Here is a 22,391-nt window from a genome sequence, read left to right as displayed (position 1 = left end):
TTATCTCACTCTAAGTTTTTTTTCTGATAGTAATGCAACAATAAAAACAAAAAAGCACATCAAGTATACACTGTGATTATGTAAATACAAGGAGTCAAACCATAAGCATACAATGGAAAAAATTTGGAAAGACAATATTAATTCGGTGATTCTTTTTTCCTTCAAAAATAAACAGATCAACAAAGGTGAAAAAACAAAAACCAACATAGATAATAATCCTAACAAACCACTATCTATTTGAAATTGTACAAACTGGTTGTGAAAGTGAGGATTAGAGTGTACTAAAAATGGTTCAACCTCAGCAGGGAACAAACCACTTTCGATCCCATTGGTTAACTCTAACTGAAGCTCATCTCTAGAATATCCGAGCCATGGTTTATCACCAGCTAGTTGTATACCTGTTAACCACATATTAACTCTCAGTTTAGCGGCCCCACCATCAGAGTAATTGGTCAGTTGCTCGACAGTTTCTATTGTTCTGTTTTTGGCAATTGGTACCTGAGATAAAAAAAGCGACATTAATAAAAAAAACAACATCGCCCAAAGGGCATTTACTTTACTACCTATCATTGCAGAACGTAAAAAGTAAAAAATCAGAGCGCACGCTATAGCTAATAACGTCGCTCTTGTACCTGTATATAGAATTGCAAAAAACAAGGGAAACGAACAAAAAACAAGAAGTATAGCTACTTTACTCCTACCCTCATCCAAACTTACTCTTGCAAGCATTAAGCAAAGAAACAACACAAATCCAACATAGAATGAGTAAGGTATAGGATTAATTGCATTAGAACCTAATCTAACATTATCTAAATATACAATCTCGTAGAAAAACCCAAAGAAAACAGATAAAGAAGATAGAAGTACAACAATGATTAGGTTATTTATAGAAAACACATGCTTAGGGACAAATAGAATATAAAACGCGCATAACAGAAGCGCTCTAGGCAAATCTGAATGCCCTCCGTTGAGAAAATGATAAGCATAGAACAAAGAAGATAAAAAAGTCATCGAAAGAAATATAAAGAGGAAAAAATTATCTCTTAATCCATCACGGAAAAATCTCCACCCTCGATACTTAATCAAACAAAAAACCGACGTTAATAATGTTATATCTGTTTGAAGGTGCTTGGTGTTAGGAATATTGTAAATAACACATAAAGACCAAACAATAGGAAGCAAACAAATAAAAGCTTCTACTGACATTATGCATCTTTTATTCATAAGTATTTTCTATTGAACTGATTCATTTTAACTTTTCTATAAATAGAATAAAGCTCCCTCAAGGGCTTCCGGTACCATTCAGCTTTACTCTCTTCACCAAGTTGTATTGTCGTACCAAATTCTTCTGGATTTTCAACAATAAATGGGCTCAAAATATACGAGGGCATATCGTGTAGATAAATAGAACCTATATAGTTGTCAACAGGCATACACCAACGTTCAGATTGTACGAGCAATTTTTTTGCGGCCATTGGTTCAATAGCATAAGAGCGAGTTCCGCCGAAATTATTACTCATAAAAGAGATCGAGTAATTTTCTGCTTTTTCTTTTTCATAAAGTGTACATTTATGAGTTTCTGGCTCCAATCGTAGAAAACCATACTCCAACACTTTTTCACTGATCAGAGGCAGAAGATCTTTAAATCTTGGTTGGACTTCCGAGTCATCTTCAATAATCAAAATTGGTTCATCGAGCTCCACGCAGCGTTGCCAGAGTAGATAGTGACTTCCATAGCAGCCCAACTCACCTTTCGATGGCATGCGACCACTCGTCAACCATAGACGTTTCTTATAGTGATAGTTTTCAAACAACGGGTGTGGTGGTTCAGCTCTGCCGTCAACCGCGTCAAAGAACTCAAACTCGACGCCAAGATCGTCAAGTTGCTTTTTTATATATTCCCTACGCTCAGGGCTACGCTTCAAACTGATGACAAATACTTTCACTGACTAACTACCAACCTTGAAAAATTCGGTCGCTATTAGACCATATCCTCAATACAAATTGAACGATTTTAATAAACTCTAACAAGTAGCAAGGGGGCCTGACCTAGGCCACTAGCATTACTATTTGGTCTACGTATATGTTAAACTTTGTGTCATCTTTATTTTTTAGTTTTTGATATGAAAATCCTCATTATCGGCCCTTCGTGGGTAGGCGACATGGTCATGTCGCAGAGCTTATATACTACTCTCAAGGCTAAATATCCTAACTGTGAGATCGATGTTCTCGCCCCAGCTTGGTGTAAGCCGATATTAGAGAGGATGGCCGAAATAAACAAAACTATTGAAATGCCGATCGGACATGGAGCGTTTAATCTTTTTGGCCGCAGAGCTATAGGTAAAGAGCTAGCAAATAGTAGCTATACTCACGCATTCGTACTACCCAACTCAGCAAAATCTGCGTTAATCCCTTGGTTTGCGGGTATCCCTGTTAGGGTGGGTTGGAAAGGTGAGTTTAGATATGGATTGCTAACTGACCTTCGACCCGACAAACGTGTGTTTCAATATATGGTGGAGCGATATGTCGCTTTAGCATCTAGTCGTGGTTCTATGCAGGCTGACGTCACACTTGAGAGCTGTCCATCACCTAAACTCATTGTCGATAACAATTCACAGCGACTCGCTCGTGAGCGCTTAAAGCTTGATTCAGATAGACCTGTCATAGGCCTTTGCCCTGGCGCTGAATTTGGACCTGCTAAACGTTGGCCTGATGAGCACTATGCACAACTAGCCAAGTATCTAATTGGAAAAGGACAACAAGTTTGGTTGTTTGGTTCAGCTAAAGATAATGCCGTGACAAGTAAAATTCGCTCATCATTAACAGCTGACGAGCAACAACAGTGCTTCAACTTAGCGGGAGAAACTTCCCTAATTGAAGCTGTCGATCTTTTAGCTGTTTGCCATACTGTTGTATCCAATGACTCAGGTTTAATGCACGTGTCTGCCGCAGTCGGGTGTAACATCGTTGCAATATATGGCTCTAGTTCACCGAAATACACTCCACCTCTAACGAACCAACTAGCGATGGTGCATACTGATATCGAATGTCGACCTTGTTTTAAGCGAGAGTGCCCTCTTGGTCATCAAGACTGTTTAAACAAACTCATGCCTTCTCAAGTTATCTCTGCTATTGACAATTTTCTAGAGTAAAATTCATGAAACACTTATGGTTTGAGCGTGGTGCTTACGCTTCTAAAAAAGCACGCCAATATATCGAAAACGACTTTAATCCCGACACTATCAAGAAAATTGCAGTTATTAGACATGCGGCCCTTGGAGACCAAGTGGTAGTTCGCCCATTTTTAGTTGAAGCTAGAAAATTCTTTCCAAATGCAGAAATAACTCTGGTTGGTGTCTCAAACTACACGTATGGGATTCCTAGCGACCTCGCAGATCGCACTCTCATTATGCCAGGCAAAGACAAAAAAGAAGAAACATCCTTCAAAGATAAACTTAACAATATTAAGCAACTTGGCGAACAAGACATTGTCTTTGACCTAGCGAGTACGAACCGTTCACACTGGATGGTGGCGCTAAGTAAAGCAAAAATCAAAATGGGTTTCCCATACAAGCCTTACCTGTGCGGCACTCTCTTCAATATGGCTGTTTTTCGCTCTGATTTTCAACCAGAAGTAGAGTGTATGCTCGATATGCTCAAGCTTCTCGGCCATAACCCAAGTCACCCTCTAGATTTTGCCTATCCAGATCATCGAGAGATCAAAGACAGCACGAATCCATATGTTCTTTACTTCAACGGAGCATCACAACTACGCAAAATCTTGACCAAAGAGCAGATGTTTCAAGTATTGGAAAAGGCCATTCAAGACAATCCAAACCATACACACATCTATTTAGAAGGTAAGAACGATTTTGAGAAGGGTGATTTCTGCCAAGAACTATTAAAGTACCCGAACTTTAAAATTCAACCTTGTTTGCAATTGGATCAGTTGGTTGAATTTACGGCCAAAGCGACACTAATGGTTGCTCCTGACACTGGTGTAAGAAACATTGCTATTTCTACTCATACACCAACAGTTGGTATTTTTTATGCAACCGTACCATTTAGATACACCCCACTGTACGAACGCCATGATATTGTGATGAAAGCTAATGGAGAGATCCCTTCAACAGAGCAGATTACACAAGCAATTAAGACAGCACTAAGCTAATAATCATTCGTACCGGTTCACTGAAAGAGCATTTAAAGCATGAATAATCTACCTATTTTAGTCGCTAATCGGCTGATTCGCTTAACTGGCAATATATTTAAGACGCTGTCTTACCCATTTCATTTTATCTTCCCAAAGAAGCGTTTTACGATTCCGGCTCACTCCCCTGCAAAGGTTAGGCTTTCGGGCAGTAGAAGGATTCCTCGTCAGATTTGGCAAACAAACTTCACCGATCAAGCGTCTTTACCTGTTTACTTAAATTACCTTTTTAATCGCTTGCTAACTTTACATTGTGACTACAACTATGTAAGCACCGAAGCACGTGGAGAATATCTAAAAGCCAATGCTCCTGATGATGTGTATGACGCATACTCTCGCCTAACGAATGGAGCAGCTCAGGCTGATCTATGGCGCTTAGTTGTACTAAATCAAAGAGGTGGCATCTACATGGATATCGATGCGACTGTTGTATGGTCTTTAGACAAACTCTTAGGTAATGACCATGACTCTCTTTATATAAAGATAAGTAAGAATACTCGCTTTACTAATTACTTCATTGCCTCTGCTCCAAACAACCCTGATTTGGAAAAAGCAATTGAGCAAGCGGTCTACAATGTCAATAATTATGAACCATCAATGGGTGTCTACCATTCAACTGGACCAACAGTCTTACATGATCTATTGATCAACCGCGGCGATGTCAATTCGCGAGACAGAAAGTTTGTCTGCATCCAAGGAACATTTACCAACGAGTACTTTCAATATATCGATAAACCACGGGGTAAATGGACGCACATTAACCCGAATGAACTTGTCAAAAAGAAATGATTATTCGAGCGTTATATACGGTGCTACTTGCTTTGGTCGCACCTTTTTTACTTTATAGCCTGTTCCGAAAAAAAGAAGGCAAGCCTCATGTAGGCTGTCGCTGGAAAGAGCACTTTGGTTATTCCCCTAAGTTGAGCTCGAACGGCCAGCCAATTTGGATTCACGCCGTATCGGTAGGTGAAACCATAGCCGCTACGCCACTTATCAAGCAAATTAAACAAAATCATCCTGAGCTAACGATTTTACTGACTACAACAACCCCTACGGGAGCAAAACAAGCAGAGGCTCTCGGTGACTTAGTCGAGCACCGTTATATGCCTATAGACTTTAGTTTTGCGGTCAATAGCTTCATCAAACGTTTTACCCCTTCTCAATTACTCATTATTGAAACTGAACTGTGGCCTAATACTTTGCACCAGGTCCATAAAACGGGTATTCCAGCAACTCTAGTCAATGCTCGGTTATCTGATAAGTCCTTCAAAGGGTATCGCCGTATTTCACCTCTTTTTAAGCAGTGTATTCCGGCGTTAACACAAGTCTTATGCCAATACGACAGTGATGTAAACAACTTCGCTAAACTGGGAATCCAAAAAGAAAAGCTAGAAATCACAGGTTCGATTAAGTTTGATATTAAAGTCAGTAAAGAGTCCCAGAAGGACGCAACTACGCTAAGATCTAATATCGGTGAGCAGCGACCAGTGTGGATAGCAGCCAGTACACATCAAGGAGAAGACGAAATAGTGTTGTCCGCACATAAGTTATTATTACAAGACATTCCTAACGCACTATTGATTCTTGTACCAAGACACCCTGAACGATTTTCTCATGTTGAGCAACTATCCGCTTCGATGTTCAAAACAGTCGCTCGCACAGATGTTGAAAATATCAAGCCTTCGGTTCAAGTGTATATTGGCAATACCATGGGTGAAATGATGACTCTCATTGGCGCCTCTGATGTATGCTTTATGGGTGGCAGCTTGTTAGGTAAAAAAGTTGGCGGACACAATTTGCTAGAGCCTGCTGCACTAAAGAAACCTATGCTTACAGGCCCAAGTAATTACAACTTCAAAGAAATTTCCAGTTCCTTGATTAATGCTAAAGCCTGTGTGGTCGTCGAGAACGACCGTGATATATCCTGTTCTCTGAGAGAGTTATTAATGGATTCTCATAAAAGGCAAACTATTGGCAAAAATGCGGGGGAAATAGTGGAATCAAGTAAAGGTGCACTATCCCGAACTATTACTTATGTCGGGCTAAATTGATTTAAGGCTTTATTCAATGCATGAGATAAACAATAAAATACAGGCAGCATCTCATTCAGGTGCTCAGTTAAAAGTAGAAAATCGTACTGATGGCTACATGGTAAAAAAAACCATTACAGATGGAATCGAAAGAAATCGTTTAGCAGCAATCAAGCAACAAAACTTTAAACCTATCCCTACAGCTACTTATACAATTTCATCTATTCCTATCACAGAACTTGACCTAAGTGATTCATATTTAAACGTAATCATGCCTTATGTGGAAGGAATTGGTGGTGAACAAATTGCATATAGAGGTTCGAAGGCGATAGCTAAAAACCTCAAGACTGCACTTAACTTTTACCTAATAAACTCACTTTCGGAAAGTGAAGATGGCACCTATGCTATTGCAAAAGTTCTAGAAAAAGTAGCGGACATCCGGAGTAAGCTGACCAATAAATGGCAATTTTTCCCTAACCTCAAAGAGCATATAGATGTATTGGAAGAGTATTGCTCTAAAGACTTGGCTTTGCCTGTCGGATCATGTCATGGTGACCTAACGCTCTCGAACATAAAGGTAACTCAAGACAACCACCTGATGTTATTTGATTTTCTAGAATGTGATATCAACAGCCCTCTCCAAGACGCTGCAAAATTAGTGCAAGACTTTGAATATGGGTGGAGTTTCAGGAAAGAAAAAGAAAGTGCATGTGTTAAAGGCGATATTTTTTGTGAGTACGCAAGACCTAACTTTCTGGATACTTTGAACCGTATTTATGCTTATGAAATGCGCATTATCGAGACTCTTACCATATTGAGAATTGCCCCTTATATACAAGAGCATGATACTATTACCATCAATTGGTTCAATCGTACCATCGCTCGAAGCATCGAAAAAATAACAGGATAACTTATGTTCACATTAATCTTACCCGTGGCAGGCCGCTCTTCTAGGTTCCCTAATATGAGACCAAAGTGGTTACTTACGATGCCTGACGGGAAGCTCATGATTGAAAAGTCAGTAGAGAATATTGATCTTGAACGCTTTGATCGTATCGTAGTTGTCTGCCTGCAAGAACACCTGGAAAAATATACAAGTTCAGAGTTAGTAGTAGAAAGCTTTGAGCGTTCTACTGGAGTAAAACCAGAACTAGTTATTCTAGAAAAGCCAACAACGTCTCAATCTGAAACGATTTATCAAGCAATAAAGAAAGGAAATATTGAAGGTTCATTCTTTATCAAGGACTGTGACAATACCTTCCAGTATCAACCTGAGCCTATCAACTCCGTCGCTACTATTGATTTAAATGACATTGAACTAGTTGATGCTAAAAATAAGAGTTACGTGGAAGTTGACTCATTAGATGTCATATCCAACATCGTAGAGAAAGAAGTAATTAGTAACTTCTTCTGTTGTGGTGGTTACAGTTTCCAGTCTGCCTCGAAGTTCTGCCAAACTTTCGAATCGATTTCGTCTGACAAAGAAGTTTATATCTCTCACGTTATATACAAAATGCTAATGTCTGGAGAAGAGTTCGTTCGTCGCACAGCTTCAGAGTACACTGACTGGGGCACACTTCGTGAGTATCGACATTACTGTAAAAAACACATTACTGTATTTTGCGATGTGGATGGAGTGTTACTGAAAAACGGAAGCAAATTTGCTAAAAATGGCTGGAAAACTCCTGGCTTAGAGGCGAACCTTCTAAAAATAGCTCAGTTACAAAAAGACGGTGGGCTATTTTTGGTGCTAACTTCGTCAAGACCGGAAAGTGAGATCGAATACACAACAAACGAGTTAGCTAAATTTGGTGTTAGAGTTGATCGCTGCCTCTTTGGTCTTCCGCATACCCGCAGATACTTAATCAATGACCACTCAGCAACGAACCCATATCCTTCAGCTGTAGCTATAAACTTAGAAAGAGATAGTGAAACTCTTAGCCACCTTTTCGATGACTAAAAGAATTACACCCCGAGGTTTCGGGGTGTAATTCTACCCCAGTGCCAAGTAAAAATGATAGAAAACCAAGAGATATCCTTTGTTGTACAAGGCCCAGTGCAAGCTAGCCAGGATAGAAAACAACGTACCGGTATTACAGAAGAGTGCTTGCGGTCTATTCGAGAGCACTTTCCTAACTCTCCAATAATTCTTTCAACATGGAAAGGACAAAACCTGAGTGGTTTAAATTATGACCATTTGGTTGAGCTTGATGACCCTGGGGCAAACTTCATACTTCAAGATGATAAACAGCTAAAGCTAAATAATAATCGCCAGATTTACAGCGCTCACATGGGTCTGAGAGCTGTAACAACTAAATATGCAGTAAAGCTTAGAACGGATAATAAAATCAATGGGCGTGGTTTCGTTAGGCTTTTTGAGCAGTATGCTAGCCTTCCACGAGAAGACGAGTTGAGCCTGCTGAATTCAAGAGTTGTGACAAGCAGTGCTTTCTTCATCTCTTCTCACGCTGGTAAGCCGGTCTACTTCCATAAAAGTGATCTGTTTGATTTTGGTGAGACTGAAGACTTACTTAAAGTTTGGGGGGAAAACCTCATCTCCGAGCTAAGTTTTAGCAAGAAAGGCGGCTACAAATCTCGCTATCCTGCAACAGAGCAATTCTTATGCTTACATTGGGTTTCGCGCCTGTTGGGTACAGATTGTCACATCAATACCAAAGCTGGTGATGATGCAGGTTTAGGTGATGACTTTTGGGAATCGTTTATTGCCAATAATCTGATTGTCGATAAACCAGAAAATATTGGCTTAGATGTTACCGAAAGGTTCTATAAACGCGGCAACCTTGCATTAGAGTACGACTTAAAAGATTGGTTATATCTTAATGGTCAAACAGGAAAACCTTTTGATAAAAAGAGACTCTATCGTGGCTATAAAGTGTTTGAGCAGAAAGTAGTTGGCGCTCTGAGAAATTAGCTATTACTCAAAGAGTAAAGCCCAGTCACTCTCAGCCCAACAAATATTACGCTTACCCACTTCCTTCTCAAACGATCTCTTTAGTCTATCTAAATTACTCTGCTTCCAGTCATCACCTGATTGCTGGAAGCATTTATCGAAATCAATAATCCAGACTTTATCTTGATCATCGATAAGAATATTATGGATATTCAAGTCAGTATGATTGACTTGAGCATCGTGCATTTTTTTAATCTCTTGGCCGATCTTTTTGTACATCTCCGCAGGGAGTGGATTCTCCATCAAGATCGAGACCAAATCTCGTGCGTTGGAGATTTTTTCACTCAGTAGATCAGCCTTGTACGTAAAAGCACTTTTCACTGCTCGGGCTGCGATGGGCTTAGGCACATTCACACCAGCCTCAATTAGAGTGTTCAAAAGCTGAAACTCTTGATGGCTGCGAGTTTGTTCCCAACCCGAAAAGCGATAGCTGTCTTCCACTAACTTGCCCAACAGACCGCCGCGGCGATAATGACGCAGCGCTGCTTCGATAGTTTCAGTTTGTACAAACCAAGTCTTACCTCGGCCTTGAGCGCTGCCAATCACTTTGTCATTTTGCTGCCAAAAATCTGAGTTGAATACTTGTTTCGGGTCTTCTTTTAGCAAGGCTTCATCGTACCAAATCGTCTGGTTATCAAATTGCAAAGTCTTCATGCTCGGCTTTCTCTTAATAAATACTGCTTGGTATTTTACATTTATTGAGCCTCTCTGCATAATCTTCGCTATTGCTTGTTAAAAGAAACGCTTATGACTCTCTTCTCTTCTGCTCCTAAATCTCTCTGCATCTTGCGCTTGTCAGCCATTGGTGATGTGTGCAATACCGTTGCTACGGTGCAAGCTATACAGCGTCAGTGGCCAACGACAGAAATTGTCTGGATTACCGGTCAGCTTGAAGCAAAGCTCATCGAAGATTTATCAGGTATTAAAGTGGTTATCTTTGATAAGAAAAAGGGCTGGCAAGGGTATAAGAAGCTTTGGGCAGAGCTAAAGAGCTATAAGTTTGATGCTTTGCTGCATATGCAATATGCGTTTCGGGCCAGTATCGCCACGTTAGGCATTAAGGCCAAATACAAACTCGGTTTTGATGCTGTGCGTAGCCAAGATTTTCAATCCCTGTTTACCAATGTCAAAGTTCCTTCACCAAGCTCTATGCATGTGCTTGACGGGCTGCTGGCTTTCGGAAAAACACTGGGGGTAACTGATATGTCCCCAAGCTGGAAGATTGATTACAGTGCGAGTGATTCAGCGTGGGCGGTAAGTAAGCTTGCCACAGATAAGCGCAACTTGGTTTTGGTGCCAGCGGCGAGCAAAGCGTATAAAAACTGGACGGCCGAAGGTTATGCACAAACCATCCAGCATGCTCATCAATTAGGCTGGAACATTATCCTTGCTGGCAGCCCTGCACAAATTGAGCTTGATTTAGCCAAAGAGATTGAGGAGCTTATCGATGTTCCCGCTAACAACCTCGTGGGAAAAAGCTCCCTAAAAGAGATGTTAGCCTTACTCGACAAAGCCGACTTAGTTATTGCTCCAGATACAGGCCCTGCGCATATGGCGAATGCGGTGAATACCCCTGTGATCGGTTTGTATGCCCACCATAACCCCGAACGCACTGGCCCTTATCAATATCGCCAATATGTCGTCTCTGCGTATGAAGAGGCGATTCAAGCGGAAACAGGCAAACCTTCTAGTGAGCTTAGTTGGCGTGCTCGCGTCAAAGATAAGTCCGCTATGCAGCGCATTCAACCGCAGCAAGTCATCGCCATGTTTGATAAAGTAACCACCGAACTCGATTTACATTAAGATCCGAGAGACTTTAGAGGTATCACAGTGAATAAACCAACCATCGCCGTCGCACTTATCGTTAAAAACGAAGCGCAACACCTTAAAGCCTGCTTGGAAACTGTTCATGACTGGGTCGATGAAATTGTCGTGCTTGATTCTGGCAGTACCGATAACACCAAAGAGATTGCTAATCAGTTTACTGACAAGTTCTTTGTAAATGAATCTTGGCCTGGATTTGGTCCACAGCGCCGCCTCGCCCAATCTTATGTAGAGTCAGACTATGTACTTTGGTTAGATGCTGACGAACGTGTTACCCCAGAGCTGAAAGAAAGCATTCTCAAAGCCGTATCTAATAACAAACCTGATACAATTTATCAAACAGCACGTTTAAGCTGGGTATTTGGTCGCTATATTCGTCACAGTGGTTGGTATCCAGATCGTGTGCTTCGCTTATACCCAACCAAGCTAACCCAATATAACGACTCGCTGGTACATGAAAAGGTAGAAGTGACCAAAGAGACGAAGGTCGAGAATCTGCAAGGCGACTTGATTCATTTCACATACAACGACATGAACCACTATTTGGTAAAATCAGCGGGATACGCTAAAGCTTGGGCAGAACAACGTGAGAAAAAAGGCAAAAAAAGCAGCATCTCTCAAGGAATCCTTCACGCTTTTGGCTGCTTTTTGAAGATGTATGTGATTAAAGCTGGGTTCCTAGATGGCAAACAGGGCTTTTTGCTGTCCTTGCTCTCTGCGCACTCTACTTTTGTGAAGTATGCCGATCTATGGATTCGAACTGAAACCGAAAAAATGCCAGAAAAGTTTTAGGTTTAACTCGGTTCAACAACAAGGCGACCCATTGGTCGCCTTTATTTTAATGTAGCTTTTCTGTTGCCCAAGGTTTTAGCTCTGCTAATGCTTTCTCGATATCGATTCTCGCCATATCCTCTTGGCTCGCTTTATCATCTGCTTTGGGCGGACAAAATGCGATGTGATTGCCTTGAGAGTTAATTGGTTGCCAGCGCAAAGGTGTCGCGGAGCGCTTACTTGGGAAGAATCCAACCGTTGGTACATCAATCGCTGCTGCAATATGTAACGGGCCAGTAGAACCTGCAATAAACAGATCAGCACACGCTATCGAGCATGAAAAGTCCACCAGCCCATCATTCTTATCATACAGAGCAGCGCTTTTGCCTTTCGCTTCGATCATCGCTTTGAGTTCAGCGGCTTTCTCTTCTTCTCCCGGGCCAGCCGTTAGTACTATTTCGCATTCACCTTCCAAGCCTGTCACAAGGTCTGTGTATTGTTGTAACGATAGGTTGTTAGCACTGCCCCCACTCCCTGCATGAACATAAATCCAAGGCTTATCAAGGCTAAGCTCTAGCTGCTCAGACAATTTGCTTTTCTGTTGGCGAAGCTGCTGCTCAGTGAACGATAAATAAGGAGCTGATGGCTCCACAATATTTATAGAGTTGTCCTTAAGGAAAGCACGAATCAAGTCTAGGTTGTACTCAAACTCTGGCTTAGCCGAATGAGAACGTTTTTGCTTGATACGTTTATTATAAAAAATCTGTGCGAGTTTGGTGGCTGGTGCCAAACGATAAGGAATTTTCCCTTTCCAAACCAGTTTTGCGTTATAGGTAGTTGAGAACAAGTTAATGGAAGCATCAAACTGTTCCTTACGAATCTGTTGGATTAACTCTGCATGGCTTTCTTTACTGCCTTTATCTGTGGGATCGACCAATACACGATCAATCCAAGGGCATAGCTCAGCAAGGGCTACTGTATAGTTCGGAACTAACGCAGTGATATGACAATCTGGTAGTGAGGCTTTCAACATGGCAAAGCTTGGCCAAGCCAGCATAAAGTCACCAATCTTATCATTGCGCACAACCAGTATCTTTTTCATCATCCAATCCAATTCTCTAATTTGTTGTAATGATAACGGCTTGAGTGGGTAAATGTGAGCCTTTTTGTTACCATTGAATGAGATAGAATAATTAGAGTAACTTAACGTGAGTCAAAAACGCTTATCCCGAGTCATCTACCCAGGAACTTTTGATCCCATTACTAATGGGCATTTAGATTTAATTGAACGTGCCGCCGATATGTTTGATGAAGTGATCATTGCAGTTGCTGCCAGCCCAAGTAAAAACACCATGTTTACCCTTGATGAGCGTGTCGCGTTTGCTCAGAAAGTGACAAGTCATTTAGATAATGTCACTTCAAAAGGTTTCTCAGGTTTGATGGTTGATTTCGCCAAGCAAGAGCAAGCAAACGTTCTTATCCGTGGCTTACGCACAACCGTCGATTTTGAATATGAATTTGGCTTAACTAATATGTACCGTCGTTTGATGCCGGGCCTAGAAAGTGTATTCCTTACGCCAGCAGAAGAGCACGCTTTCATCTCATCGACGATTGTTCGAGAAGTCGCAATTCATGGTGGCGATGTGACGAACTTTGTACCAGTAGTGGTGGCCGAAGCGCTGAAAACAAAGGCAAAAGTTTAAGTTCGACCTATAAGCTGTCATCTTCGAGAGTAAGGAACGAGCGAGTTGAAGATCTCGTAGTTCATTGAAGAGATTCCTTGCTCTCTCATTCTTCGCTCCAAGGAATGACAAGAAAGCCTAAGTTCTATTTCTGACAGTTATTACAAAAAAACGTATTCCGCTGACCTATTTTCTGCTCTGAAATCAGCTCTTCGCAACTTGGGCAAGGCTCTCCTGCTTTGCCATACACTTGTAGTTCCTGAGCAAAATAGCCCGGTTTTCCATCGGCTTGAGCGAAATCTTTGAGGGTTGTACCCCCTTGCTTGATGGCAGTATCGAGTACTTGCTTAATCTCACTAACAAGTAACACCCACTCTTTGCTCGTTATCTTACCTGCAGGGCGAGTGGGGTGAATTCTGGCGCTAAATAAAGACTCATTGGCGTAGATGTTCCCTACGCCAACAACCACTTTGTTATCCATAATGAACTGCTTCACTGCCACGCGCTTCCCTTTGGCTTTTTCAGCTATATAGTCAGCATTAAATTCATCGGTCAAAGGCTCAGGGCCCATAGCGCCTAACGCTGCGTGATTGCCATCTTCCGTCCATAACCAAGCGCCAAAGCGTCTCGGGTCGTTGTAACGCAGCACTTTGCCATTGGTAAGCTTGAGATCAACATGATCATGTTTGGCTGGCGCTATTTCAGCGTCTAGCACTCGCAATGAGCCTGACATCCCTAAATGGACAATGGCACTGCCGACATCGGTCTCTATCAGCAAATATTTAGCTCGACGAGAAATGTTACGAATCACCTGCCCTTCCATCTGCTTTAGCTCTTGGGGAATATCCCAACGCAGTTTAGGCGTACGGAAAGTCAGCTTGGCAACGGTTTCTCCAATCAAGTGAGGAGATATGCCCATTCGGCTAACTTCGACTTCAGGTAATTCTGGCATGGCAAAATCCTTTGGTGTGGTTATTCAGGCATAAGATAACGAGGTTCAACAGAGATTGCTATCCACTTATCCTGCCAGTTACGCAACAACCAAAACTGAGGGGTTTGATAGAAAGTGATCCTTTGGGGCTCTTCTTGATCGAAATACCACACTTCAATGCTCTCAGCTGGCCCTAATTGTGGCTTTAAGCTTTCATAGTTTTCTTGAGCCACTTCCGTACCGACTAAATCCTGCCAGCGTTGTGCAAGTTCATCTTCAGCAATCGCGCTAGGAATAGAACTAAGCCAACGATTCTGGTTTTGCTCTAACGACCAGTTAGAAAAGTGCAGGGCTTTCAATTCGAGGTTTGGGTTAAGCAAGTACGGGTTATCGCTCACAACAGCGGGTTCATCAATCAAATAGGTTTTAATCAAAGTAGGAAGTTGAAGAATACCGATAAAGGCGATAATTCCCAGAATGAGAATATTGTTCCAACGTCGGCGACGGGCAGGTGACACTCGCATGATTTTATTCTTAGTGGACAATAATTGCTTAGAAAGTAGCAGAAAAGGTGATAACTAGCGAGTGGAAGGTAAACCGCGACCAATTAGCTAACAACAGATTCCGGATAACTCGTGCCTCGCTTCCGGAATGACGATGAAAGATTAAACGTCATCTATTTTGTCCAGATAATAAAAAACCCAGCACTTAGGCTGGGTTTTCAATTCACGCTTCCCGAAGGAAGTTCAAAGAAGAATCAATTACTTGATTTTAGCTTCTTTGTACATAACGTGCTGGCGAACTACTGGATCAAATTTCTTGATCTCAAATTTGCCTGGCATGTTACGCTTGTTCTTATCAGTCGTGTAAAAGTGACCAGTACCTGCAGAAGATACTAGACGAATTTTCTCACGTACGCCTTTCTTTGCCATTGTCTATTTCCTCTTAAACGTTTACGCCGTTTGCACGGATATCAACAAGAACAGCATCGATGCCTTTCTTGTCGATGATACGCATACCTTTAGCAGATAGACGTAGTTTAACAAAACGTTTTTCGCTCTCTACCCAGAAACGATGAGTTTGTAGGTTCGGCAGAAAACGACGCTTAGTAGCATTGCGTGCGTGTGAACGGTTGTTACCCGTTACTGGACGCTTACCAGTTACTTGGCATACTCGTGACATGAATGTCTTCTCCAAAATCGTTTCAGCTCGATATCAACCTTGGTGGCCGAACCTCTCAGTTTCTAAATTAGAAGCTTGAGGTCTTATACCGCTATGGAAACCCATACAAGGCTATCAAAGGTCGCGCATTATACTAACTTGAGTAGCATTGCTCAAGACCCGAACAGATCCTTTTTACAGGTTTTCGTGATCTTTTTTAGGCAGAGCTGATGTAAGTACTAAAAAATGTCGGGGGATTGTAGCAGAATTCAGCAAACTCACAACCCAAAATGTGACTTAAATCCAACCACGTTCAGCGAAGGAAACAATTTCACCATCACCAACCACAAAATGGTCTAACACACGAATGTCAACTAAGGTAAGGGCATCAATGATTCTACGCGTGATGCGTCTGTCGCTCTGGCTAGGCTCAGCAACGCCTGAGGGGTGATTGTGCGCAAGTATTAATGCGGCTGCATTGTGCTCTAAAGCGCGTTTAACGACTTCTCTTGGGTAAACCGAAGCGGCATCAATCGTGCCTTGAAATAATGGCTCTCCACAAATCACTCTATGCTGATTGTCCAAAAATAGTACGTAAAACTCTTCGCGTTGCTTGTCTCTTAGTAAACCCGATAAATAAAGTTTGGTCTGTTCAGGGCTCGTGAGCGCCTCTCCTCGCTGTAACGTTTCCATTAAATAACGTTGAGTCATCTCCAAACTGGCTTGTAATTGAACATACTTCGCAGCCCCAAGCCCTTTGTGACGGCAAAAGCTCTCAATATCTGATGAAAATATCGCTCTCAGGGATCCAAACTCTTTGATCAAGTGGTCAGATAACGTGAGCACATTCATCCCTTGAGTCCCAGTTCGCAAAAATATTGCCAGCAGCTCAGCATCAGTAAGAGATTGAGGCCCATGGGAGAGTAATTTTTCTCTCGGCATCGACTCTTTCGGTAGTGCATTCATCAAATGTTCCTCTGTTTCTACTGATAGAGAGTAGAGAAAAGTCATTCTCACAACACTTGAAGCGAACTCAAGTGCGAGTCGGTAGATCGATACCATGTAATCTTATGAAGTAAAAAGATGAGAATCCCACTGCTGTATCACTTCACACGCTAAAGCCAGAAACTCACTTCTCGGTGCTAGAAAGTCTTAAATAAGCCGTGATATCTTACAGACAGAATTTTTAAGGAAGATCATCATGCAAACACTCGCAGGCAAAAAGATCCTTTTAGGCATTAGTGGTGGTATCGCGGCTTATAAGTGCGCGGAACTCACTCGTCGACTCATAGAACGTGGCGCTCAAGTTCAGGTGGTTATGACCAATGCAGCCAAAGAGTTCATTACCCCACTGACGATGCAAGCGGTTTCTGGTAGACCCGTGTCAGATAGTTTATTAGATCCTGCTGCAGAAGCCTCAATGGGCCATATTGAGTTGGCAAAATGGGCTGACTTAGTTCTACTCGCGCCAGCGACCGCGGATTTGATTGCTCGAATGAGCACAGGCATGGGTAATGATTTGCTGACGACTTTAGTTTTAGCCACTGATTCCCCTATTGCCGTCTCTCCTGCGATGAACCAGCAGATGTACCGCAATATTGCTACACAAGAGAACATCGCGACTCTAGAGCGTCGTGGTATGCACATTTGGGGGCCAGCTGCAGGCGAGCAAGCGTGTGGCGATGTCGGCCCAGGTCGAATGCTAGAACCAATGCAGCTTGTTGAGCGCTGTGAGCAGTTCTTTGGCGATAAACCACTGAAAGGTAAATCAGTACTTATTACGGCAGGCCCAACGCGTGAGGCAATTGACCCTGTGCGTTATATCTCAAACCACAGTTCAGGCAAGATGGGCTTTGCACTGGCGCAAGCTGCAACACAGTTAGGTGCTAGCGTTACTTTGGTCTCAGGCCCAGTGTCATTAGCTACACCGACCAATGTTGATCGTATTGACGTTGATAGCGCTCAAAGCATGTTTGAGTGTGTAATGGACAACGCGACAACTCATGACATCTTTATTGCTTGCGCTGCCGTGGCTGATTACCGCCCACAAACCATCGCTGAGCAGAAAATCAAAAAGACCGATGACAGCGACCAAATGACGATTACCATGGTGAAAAATCCTGATATCGTTGCTTCAGTGGCCGCACTTAAAAAGTCTCGACCGTTTACAGTAGGCTTCGCTGCCGAAACTCAAGACGTTGAGCATTACGCTCGCACTAAACTTGAGAAAAAGAACTTGGATATGATTTGTGCTAATGATGTCTCGGTTGAAGGTCAAGGCTTCAATAGCAACGACAATGCAATCACCGTATACTGGAAAGATGGTAAGCAATCACTTACCCTTGCTTCAAAACAGCAAATTGCAGCACAAATTCTTCTTTCTATCGCAGAAAAAATAGAAGCGTAAATACGCCACACACTGTAGTAGAAAGCTGCTTCACCCTATTGGCTTTGGCAAGGTTCCAAAGCCGTTTTCATTCAGAATGGTAACAAAAGGAACAGAGTTCATGGCCGGAACAAGAAAATCCAACCGCCGAGAAGAGATTTTGCAAGCATTAGCTGAAATGCTGGAGTCCAATGAGGGTGCTTCTCGCATTACGACAGCAAAACTGGCGAAACAAGTTGGTGTTTCTGAAGCAGCGTTATATCGCCACTTCCCGAGCAAGGCTCGCATGTTCGAGGGGCTAATTGAATTTATCGAAGAGTCTCTGATGTCGCGCATCAATCGCATTCTAGATGAAGAGAAAGACACTCTGACGCGCATTCGCCTTGTGCTACAGCTGATCTTAGCCTTTGCAGAGCGTAACCCTGGCCTAAGTCGCATTCTTTCTGGTCACGCTTTGATGTTTGAAAATGAACGTCTACGCGAGCGTATTAATCAGCTGTTCGAACGCATCGAAACCTCTATTCGTCAGATACTGCGTGAGCGTAAACTACGCGAAGGTAAGTCTTTCCCTGTTGATGAGAAAATTCTCGCGGCGCAGCTGCTTGGGCAAGTTGAAGGCAGCTTAAACCGCTTTGTTCGTTCTGACTTTAAATATCAGCCTACTGCTAATTTCGAAGAGTACTGGGCTCTGCTAAGCGCACAAATTAAGTAATCGCTATGAAAAAGAGATCGACCGTTGAGAAACCTAAGTTCACGCTCGCGCTCCTGCATCCTAAATATTGGGGCGTGTGGCTCGGCTTTGGTTTACTGGCTTTCATCGTCAATGTACTGCCATACAAAGTCCTTTATTGGCTAGGGCGCAGTATTGGCAAACTCGGAATGAAAGCAGGAAAATCCCGTGTCAAAGTGGCTCGTCGCAATCTAGAGTTAGCCTTTCCTGATATGGAACAGGATAAACGCGAGGCAATGGTCGAAGAAAACTTCAAAAACACCGGTATGGCACTCATCGAAACGGGTATTACGTGGTTTTGGCCGACTTGGCGCTTTAAACGTATCTTGGTAGCCAAAGATATTGAAGAGCTGAAGCGTTTAGATAACGAAGGCAAAGGCGCGTTACTTTGTTGTGTCCATGCGTTAAACCTAGAGATCACTGCTCGTGCATTCGGTGTTTTGGGCTTGCAAGGTTATGGTGTGTATCGCCCTCATAGCAATCCGGCCTACGAGTTTATTCAATACCGAGGCCGTTCCCAGAATGGTAATCAGCTGGTTTATCGCCGTGATATTAAGCAGATGATTCGCGTACTGCGTGATGGTGAACGCTTGTTCTACTTACCCGACCAAGATTACGGTCACAATAAATCGGTATTCGTCCCATTCTTTGCGGTAGAAGAAGCGTGTACAACGACTGGAACTAGCATCCTGGCTTACACCAGCAAATGTGCGCTTGTTCCTGGTTCAGGGTTTAGAAACAAAGACGGTAAGTATGAAATCATTGCCGATAAGTCGGTTGAGAAAGATTATCCTCAAAAAGATGAGGTTGCCGCCGCTGCATACATGAATAAATTTATTGAAGAGATTATCATGCGTGCGCCAGAGCAATGGATGTGGCTACACAAACGCTTTAAGTCACTTCCAGATCACAACCTCACCAACTCTCGTTATCAATAAAATAGGCACCGCTTGAATGAGCACAAACGAAAAAAACAGCATTGATAAACATCTACATAATCCAACCTTTGAGTGGGGCTTTTTACACCCGAAACATTGGGGAACTTGGATTGGAATTTTCTTTGCCGCACTCTTTGCATTTATGCCTTTTAGATGGCGTGATGCCTTAGCTCGTAAGCTCTCTGTTTTTGCAGTAAAAAAGAATGGCCGAGTCGTTCGTCGTGCGAGAGTTAACCTGGAGTATTGTTTCCCTGAAAAGTCAGAGCAAGAACGCCAAGAGATCTTAGAAGAAACCTTCGTAAAGGCGGCGCAATACCTACTTGGATACTCTGAATTCCTAGTACGCTCAACGAAACACAATCAAAACCGTGGTGTGATGATTGGTGAAGAGAACATTCTTCCTCTTCTAGATGCAGGTGAAAATGTCATTATTCTTGCGCCACATGCATGGGCCGTTGATTACCCTGCCGTTATGCTGGCTGCGAAAGGTTACAAAGTCACCACCATCATGAAACCACAGAAGAACCCGATCGGGGATTGGCTCATGCATGTACAACGCATGCAATATGGCGGTCGTATCTTCGCTCGTGACGCAGGGGTAAAGCCATTTGTCCGTTCGATTAAAGATGGCTATTTAGGTTACTGGCTACCGGATGAAGACTTCGGCCCAGAAAATTCAGTGTTTGTCCCTTTCTTTGCCACTGAAAAAGCGACCTTGAAAGGCTTTGGTAAGATGGCTCGCCTATCTAAAGCGAAAGTCATCCCTATACTTCCTGCCTACAATGACAAAACGGGTAAGTATGAAGTACACATTTTACCGGCATTAGAGAACTTCCCGACTGGTGATGAAGAGACAGATGCGCGTGCGATGAACCAAGCGATTGAAGATCTGGTTCGCCCTCGCCCTGAGCAATACATGTGGAATTTATCTCTACTCAAGACTCGCCGTGATGGCATTGGTATTTACGATAATTCATAAACACCAAAACGATCTAAAAAGGGGCTGATGTTTACGCATCAGCCCCTTTTGATTTAATAGATTAGATTGTCATTCCCGAAAGGAAGAGATGACCGAGTTGGGAATCTTTTCAAGCGAGTAGCAAATCTCGAGAGATTCCCTACTCACTCCTTCGTCGCTCTATGGAATGACGGTTATTTTAGATGCCGTACTCAGCGCGGTACGCTTTTACTGCTTCTAAGTGCTCTGCGTCAGTACCTTTCTCTTCTAGGAAAGTTACTAGGTCAGTCAGGCTTACAATTGAAATGATTGCACAGCCAAAGTCACGCTCAACTTCTTGGATTGCAGATAACTCACCTTTACCTTTCTCTTGGCGGTCGATTGCAACCAAAACGCCAGCTAGGTCAGCGCCGTTTGCTTGGATGATTTCCATAGACTCACGAATTGCTGTACCTGCTGTGATTACATCGTCCACCAGCATGATACGACCTTCCAGTGCGCTACCTACTAGGTTGCCACCTTCACCGTGATTTTTTGCTTCTTTACGGTTGAAACAGTAAGGCGTATCCACATCGTGATGATCAGCAAGTGCTACCGCTGTTGTCGTCGCGATTGGAATACCTTTGTACGCAGGACCAAATAGAACGTCGAATTCAATGCCAGAATCCGCTAGCGCCGCTGCGTAGAAACGACCTAGACGCGCTAAGTCACGGCCAGTATTGAAAAGACCAGCGTTAAAGAAGTACGGGCTCTTTCGGCCAGACTTTAAAGTAAACTCGCCAAATTTTAGGACTTCTTTCTCTAGTGCAAACTCAATAAATTCACGCTGGTATGCTTTCATTACTTTCTCTCTAAATAAAAGGTCTAGTTGTCTAGACGGTTTATAAATAGGTCAAAACTTAGCCTTCACTAAATCTTGATAAAAAAATAGCTTCCTTTTTAGGGGAAGCTATCTAATAACAATTAATTTTCTAACGCCGCCTTCTGCGCCGCTACGATCTTGGTAATACCTTTGGTTGCCGACTCCAGCAACTTCATCAGCTCAGCGTGGGTGAACGGTTCGCCCTCTGCCGTGCCTTGAACTTCGATCATGCGACCATCTTCGGTCATCACAACGTTCATGTCGGTATCTGCTGCTGAATCTTCTGTGTATTCAAGGTCACATAGAATATCTTCACCTAGAATGCCCACTGAAACCGCTGCTACGTGGCCTTTCATTGGGTTCGCTTTTAGCTTGCCTTTCTCAACTAGATGTTGGAATGCATCTGCCATCGCAACGCTCGCACCAGAGATAGACGCAGTACGCGTACCGCCATCCGCTTGGATTACATCACAGTCTACTGTCACCATGATTTCGCCCATCGCTTCTAGATCAACCACTGCACGTAAGCTACGAGCAATCAGACGTTGGATTTCCATCGTACGACCACCTTGCTTACCGCTTGCTGCTTCACGACGCATACGAGAATGTGTAGAGCGTGGAAGCATGCCGTATTCAGCCGTTACCCAGCCTTTACCCTGACCTTTTAGCCAGCGTGGAACGTTCTCTTCAACGGTCGCATTACAAAGTACTTTTGTATTGCCGAATTCAACCAATACAGAACCTTCTGCATAAGCTGTGTAGTTACGAGTAATTTTGATTGGGCGAACTTGGTCCGCCTTGCGATCGTTTGGACGCATGGGCATCTACCTTATATGAAGGGGGAGACGTTTTTGGTTGGAGCAGGATTATAGCGAAGTTTGCTCTTCAAAGCTATCGGTCTAGGATTTGTGCTACTATTGCCTCGCGTTATTTTCAA

The 22,391-nt window shown here is 42.9% G+C and carries 25 protein-coding genes; 14 read left to right on the top strand and 11 right to left on the bottom strand.

The genetic code is table 11. The features are described 5' to 3' along the window. The gene (locus EJ063_RS15125) at positions 1-1,206 is read right to left on the bottom strand and encodes an O-antigen ligase family protein (RefSeq protein ID WP_158676002.1); all 1,206 of its coding nucleotides are present in this window, start codon (positions 1,204-1,206) and stop codon (positions 1-3) included. Between the two features lie 14 nt (positions 1,207-1,220). Continuing rightward, positions 1,221-1,946, bottom strand: a complete 726-nt coding sequence (locus EJ063_RS15120) for a glycosyltransferase family 25 protein (protein ID WP_126575190.1) — start codon at positions 1,944-1,946, stop codon at positions 1,221-1,223. 177 nt (positions 1,947-2,123) lie between these two features. Here EJ063_RS15120 and waaF point away from each other — a divergent pair, with 177 nt between their 5' ends. The 7 genes from waaF to EJ063_RS15085 all read left to right on the top strand — a co-directional run bounded on the left by waaF (position 2,124) and on the right by EJ063_RS15085 (position 9,172). Continuing rightward, positions 2,124-3,152 carry a lipopolysaccharide heptosyltransferase II gene (waaF, locus tag EJ063_RS15115; protein ID WP_126575189.1) on the top strand — a complete coding sequence of 343 codons (1,029 nt, stop codon included), beginning with the start codon at positions 2,124-2,126 and terminating at the stop codon, positions 3,150-3,152. A gap of 5 nt (positions 3,153-3,157) precedes the next feature. Next, on the top strand, positions 3,158-4,171 hold the full coding sequence (locus EJ063_RS15110; protein WP_126575188.1) for a glycosyltransferase family 9 protein: 1,014 nt from the start codon (positions 3,158-3,160) through the stop codon (positions 4,169-4,171). A gap of 39 nt (positions 4,172-4,210) precedes the next feature. Then, complete coding sequence (locus tag EJ063_RS15105; RefSeq protein ID WP_126575187.1) at positions 4,211-4,999, top strand: glycosyltransferase family 32 protein; 789 nt, start codon at positions 4,211-4,213, stop codon at positions 4,997-4,999. Further along, positions 4,996-6,261: a lipid IV(A) 3-deoxy-D-manno-octulosonic acid transferase gene (gene waaA, locus EJ063_RS15100; RefSeq protein WP_126575186.1), complete on the top strand. Its 1,266-nt coding sequence runs from the start codon at positions 4,996-4,998 to the stop codon at positions 6,259-6,261. The genes EJ063_RS15105 and waaA overlap by 4 nt, the downstream gene beginning before the upstream one ends. A gap of 16 nt (positions 6,262-6,277) precedes the next feature. Beyond that, positions 6,278-7,150, top strand: a complete 873-nt coding sequence (locus tag EJ063_RS15095; RefSeq protein WP_126575185.1) for a phosphotransferase family protein — start codon at positions 6,278-6,280, stop codon at positions 7,148-7,150. A gap of 96 nt (positions 7,151-7,246) precedes the next feature. Then, positions 7,247-8,200 (top strand): glycosyltransferase family protein, encoded by a 954-nt coding sequence (locus tag EJ063_RS15090; protein WP_244225197.1) that lies wholly within the window; start codon positions 7,247-7,249, stop codon positions 8,198-8,200. Positions 8,201-8,254: 54 nt separating this feature from the next. Then, positions 8,255-9,172 (top strand): WavE lipopolysaccharide synthesis family protein, encoded by a 918-nt coding sequence (locus EJ063_RS15085; RefSeq protein ID WP_126575183.1) that lies wholly within the window; start codon positions 8,255-8,257, stop codon positions 9,170-9,172. A 3-nt stretch (positions 9,173-9,175) separates the two neighbouring features. Here EJ063_RS15085 and EJ063_RS15080 read toward each other — a convergent pair whose 3' ends face one another. Beyond that, positions 9,176-9,865, bottom strand: coding sequence for a 3-deoxy-D-manno-octulosonic acid kinase (locus EJ063_RS15080; RefSeq protein WP_126575182.1), 690 nt, complete (start codon positions 9,863-9,865; stop codon positions 9,176-9,178). A gap of 93 nt (positions 9,866-9,958) precedes the next feature. On the opposite strand from EJ063_RS15080, the gene EJ063_RS15075 reads away from it, so the two are divergent. Both EJ063_RS15075 and EJ063_RS15070 read left to right on the top strand, forming a co-directional pair. Further along, positions 9,959-11,014 carry a glycosyltransferase family 9 protein gene (locus tag EJ063_RS15075; RefSeq protein ID WP_126575181.1) on the top strand — a complete coding sequence of 352 codons (1,056 nt, stop codon included), beginning with the start codon at positions 9,959-9,961 and terminating at the stop codon, positions 11,012-11,014. Positions 11,015-11,041: 27 nt separating this feature from the next. Beyond that, positions 11,042-11,827: a glycosyltransferase family 2 protein gene (locus EJ063_RS15070; protein WP_126575180.1), complete on the top strand. Its 786-nt coding sequence runs from the start codon at positions 11,042-11,044 to the stop codon at positions 11,825-11,827. Positions 11,828-11,873: 46 nt separating this feature from the next. Here the strand turns inward: EJ063_RS15070 and EJ063_RS15065 are convergent, their stop codons facing one another. Next, on the bottom strand, positions 11,874-12,908 hold the full coding sequence (locus EJ063_RS15065) for a glycosyltransferase family 9 protein (protein ID WP_126575306.1): 1,035 nt from the start codon (positions 12,906-12,908) through the stop codon (positions 11,874-11,876). Between the two features lie 106 nt (positions 12,909-13,014). Here EJ063_RS15065 and coaD point away from each other — a divergent pair, with 106 nt between their 5' ends. Next, positions 13,015-13,509, top strand: coding sequence for a pantetheine-phosphate adenylyltransferase (gene coaD, locus EJ063_RS15060; protein WP_126575179.1), 495 nt, complete (start codon positions 13,015-13,017; stop codon positions 13,507-13,509). A gap of 124 nt (positions 13,510-13,633) precedes the next feature. On the opposite strand, the gene mutM is transcribed toward coaD, so the two are convergent. The 5 genes from mutM to radC all read right to left on the bottom strand — a co-directional run bounded on the left by mutM (position 13,634) and on the right by radC (position 16,546). After that, on the bottom strand, positions 13,634-14,440 hold the full coding sequence (gene mutM, locus EJ063_RS15055) for a bifunctional DNA-formamidopyrimidine glycosylase/DNA-(apurinic or apyrimidinic site) lyase (RefSeq protein WP_126575178.1): 807 nt from the start codon (positions 14,438-14,440) through the stop codon (positions 13,634-13,636). A gap of 20 nt (positions 14,441-14,460) precedes the next feature. Further along, positions 14,461-14,943: a hypothetical protein gene (locus EJ063_RS15050; RefSeq protein ID WP_126575177.1), complete on the bottom strand. Its 483-nt coding sequence runs from the start codon at positions 14,941-14,943 to the stop codon at positions 14,461-14,463. Positions 14,944-15,180: 237 nt separating this feature from the next. Continuing rightward, entirely contained in the window at positions 15,181-15,351 is a 171-nt protein-coding gene (gene rpmG / locus EJ063_RS15045) for a 50S ribosomal protein L33 (protein WP_004410866.1), read from the bottom strand. Between the two features lie 13 nt (positions 15,352-15,364). Next, positions 15,365-15,601 (bottom strand): 50S ribosomal protein L28, encoded by a 237-nt coding sequence (rpmB, locus tag EJ063_RS15040; RefSeq protein ID WP_004743834.1) that lies wholly within the window; start codon positions 15,599-15,601, stop codon positions 15,365-15,367. A 276-nt stretch (positions 15,602-15,877) separates the two neighbouring features. Further along, positions 15,878-16,546: a RadC family protein gene (gene radC / locus EJ063_RS15035; RefSeq protein WP_126575305.1), complete on the bottom strand. Its 669-nt coding sequence runs from the start codon at positions 16,544-16,546 to the stop codon at positions 15,878-15,880. A gap of 235 nt (positions 16,547-16,781) precedes the next feature. Here radC and coaBC point away from each other — a divergent pair, with 235 nt between their 5' ends. The 4 genes from coaBC to lpxM all read left to right on the top strand — a co-directional run bounded on the left by coaBC (position 16,782) and on the right by lpxM (position 20,613). Beyond that, positions 16,782-17,987: a bifunctional phosphopantothenoylcysteine decarboxylase/phosphopantothenate--cysteine ligase CoaBC gene (gene coaBC / locus EJ063_RS15030; protein ID WP_126575176.1), complete on the top strand. Its 1,206-nt coding sequence runs from the start codon at positions 16,782-16,784 to the stop codon at positions 17,985-17,987. A gap of 100 nt (positions 17,988-18,087) precedes the next feature. Next, entirely contained in the window at positions 18,088-18,678 is a 591-nt protein-coding gene (gene slmA, locus EJ063_RS15025; protein WP_004410873.1) for a nucleoid occlusion factor SlmA, read from the top strand. A gap of 5 nt (positions 18,679-18,683) precedes the next feature. Further along, positions 18,684-19,634 (top strand): Kdo(2)-lipid IV(A) acyltransferase, encoded by a 951-nt coding sequence (locus EJ063_RS15020; RefSeq protein ID WP_126575175.1) that lies wholly within the window; start codon positions 18,684-18,686, stop codon positions 19,632-19,634. Positions 19,635-19,650: 16 nt separating this feature from the next. Then, entirely contained in the window at positions 19,651-20,613 is a 963-nt protein-coding gene (gene lpxM, locus EJ063_RS15015) for a lauroyl-Kdo(2)-lipid IV(A) myristoyltransferase (protein WP_126575174.1), read from the top strand. Between the two features lie 178 nt (positions 20,614-20,791). On the opposite strand, the gene pyrE is transcribed toward lpxM, so the two are convergent. After that, complete coding sequence (gene pyrE / locus EJ063_RS15010) at positions 20,792-21,433, bottom strand: orotate phosphoribosyltransferase (RefSeq protein WP_126575173.1); 642 nt, start codon at positions 21,431-21,433, stop codon at positions 20,792-20,794. 122 nt (positions 21,434-21,555) lie between these two features. Next, the gene (rph, locus tag EJ063_RS15005; RefSeq protein WP_126575172.1) at positions 21,556-22,272 is read right to left on the bottom strand and encodes a ribonuclease PH; all 717 of its coding nucleotides are present in this window, start codon (positions 22,270-22,272) and stop codon (positions 21,556-21,558) included. Positions 22,273-22,391 lie beyond the last annotated feature (119 nt).

The sequence above is a fragment of the Vibrio aquaticus genome (assembly GCF_003970385.1).
In the GTDB taxonomy this organism is placed as follows: Bacteria; Pseudomonadota; Gammaproteobacteria; order Enterobacterales; family Vibrionaceae; genus Vibrio; species Vibrio aquaticus.
This window is presented reverse-complemented; position numbering and strand designations above follow the sequence as displayed.

What these genes read in the sequence shown, in the direction of transcription:
- EJ063_RS15125 (WP_158676002.1), bottom strand. Translation starts at nt 1,206, where the DNA reads ATGTCAGTAGAAGCTTTTATTTGTTTGCTTCCTATTGTTTGGTCTTTA.
- waaF (WP_126575189.1), top strand. Translation starts at nt 2,124, where the DNA reads ATGAAAATCCTCATTATCGGCCCTTCGTGGGTAGGCGACATGGTCATG.
- EJ063_RS15110 (WP_126575188.1), top strand. Translation starts at nt 3,158, where the DNA reads ATGAAACACTTATGGTTTGAGCGTGGTGCTTACGCTTCTAAAAAAGCA.
- EJ063_RS15105 (WP_126575187.1), top strand. Translation starts at nt 4,211, where the DNA reads ATGAATAATCTACCTATTTTAGTCGCTAATCGGCTGATTCGCTTAACT.
- waaA (WP_126575186.1), top strand. Translation starts at nt 4,996, where the DNA reads ATGATTATTCGAGCGTTATATACGGTGCTACTTGCTTTGGTCGCACCT.
- EJ063_RS15095 (WP_126575185.1), top strand. Translation starts at nt 6,278, where the DNA reads ATGCATGAGATAAACAATAAAATACAGGCAGCATCTCATTCAGGTGCT.
- EJ063_RS15090 (WP_244225197.1), top strand. Translation starts at nt 7,247, where the DNA reads ATGATTGAAAAGTCAGTAGAGAATATTGATCTTGAACGCTTTGATCGT.
- EJ063_RS15085 (WP_126575183.1), top strand. Translation starts at nt 8,255, where the DNA reads ATGATAGAAAACCAAGAGATATCCTTTGTTGTACAAGGCCCAGTGCAA.
- EJ063_RS15080 (WP_126575182.1), bottom strand. Translation starts at nt 9,865, where the DNA reads ATGAAGACTTTGCAATTTGATAACCAGACGATTTGGTACGATGAAGCC.
- EJ063_RS15075 (WP_126575181.1), top strand. Translation starts at nt 9,959, where the DNA reads ATGACTCTCTTCTCTTCTGCTCCTAAATCTCTCTGCATCTTGCGCTTG.
- EJ063_RS15065 (WP_126575306.1), bottom strand. Translation starts at nt 12,908, where the DNA reads ATGAAAAAGATACTGGTTGTGCGCAATGATAAGATTGGTGACTTTATG.
- mutM (WP_126575178.1), bottom strand. Translation starts at nt 14,440, where the DNA reads ATGCCAGAATTACCTGAAGTCGAAGTTAGCCGAATGGGCATATCTCCT.
- EJ063_RS15050 (WP_126575177.1), bottom strand. Translation starts at nt 14,943, where the DNA reads ATGCGAGTGTCACCTGCCCGTCGCCGACGTTGGAACAATATTCTCATT.
- rpmG (WP_004410866.1), bottom strand. Translation starts at nt 15,351, where the DNA reads ATGGCAAAGAAAGGCGTACGTGAGAAAATTCGTCTAGTATCTTCTGCA.
- rpmB (WP_004743834.1), bottom strand. Translation starts at nt 15,601, where the DNA reads ATGTCACGAGTATGCCAAGTAACTGGTAAGCGTCCAGTAACGGGTAAC.
- radC (WP_126575305.1), bottom strand. Translation starts at nt 16,546, where the DNA reads ATGAATGCACTACCGAAAGAGTCGATGCCGAGAGAAAAATTACTCTCC.
- coaBC (WP_126575176.1), top strand. Translation starts at nt 16,782, where the DNA reads ATGCAAACACTCGCAGGCAAAAAGATCCTTTTAGGCATTAGTGGTGGT.
- slmA (WP_004410873.1), top strand. Translation starts at nt 18,088, where the DNA reads ATGGCCGGAACAAGAAAATCCAACCGCCGAGAAGAGATTTTGCAAGCA.
- EJ063_RS15020 (WP_126575175.1), top strand. Translation starts at nt 18,684, where the DNA reads ATGAAAAAGAGATCGACCGTTGAGAAACCTAAGTTCACGCTCGCGCTC.
- lpxM (WP_126575174.1), top strand. Translation starts at nt 19,651, where the DNA reads ATGAGCACAAACGAAAAAAACAGCATTGATAAACATCTACATAATCCA.
- pyrE (WP_126575173.1), bottom strand. Translation starts at nt 21,433, where the DNA reads ATGAAAGCATACCAGCGTGAATTTATTGAGTTTGCACTAGAGAAAGAA.
- rph (WP_126575172.1), bottom strand. Translation starts at nt 22,272, where the DNA reads ATGCGTCCAAACGATCGCAAGGCGGACCAAGTTCGCCCAATCAAAATT.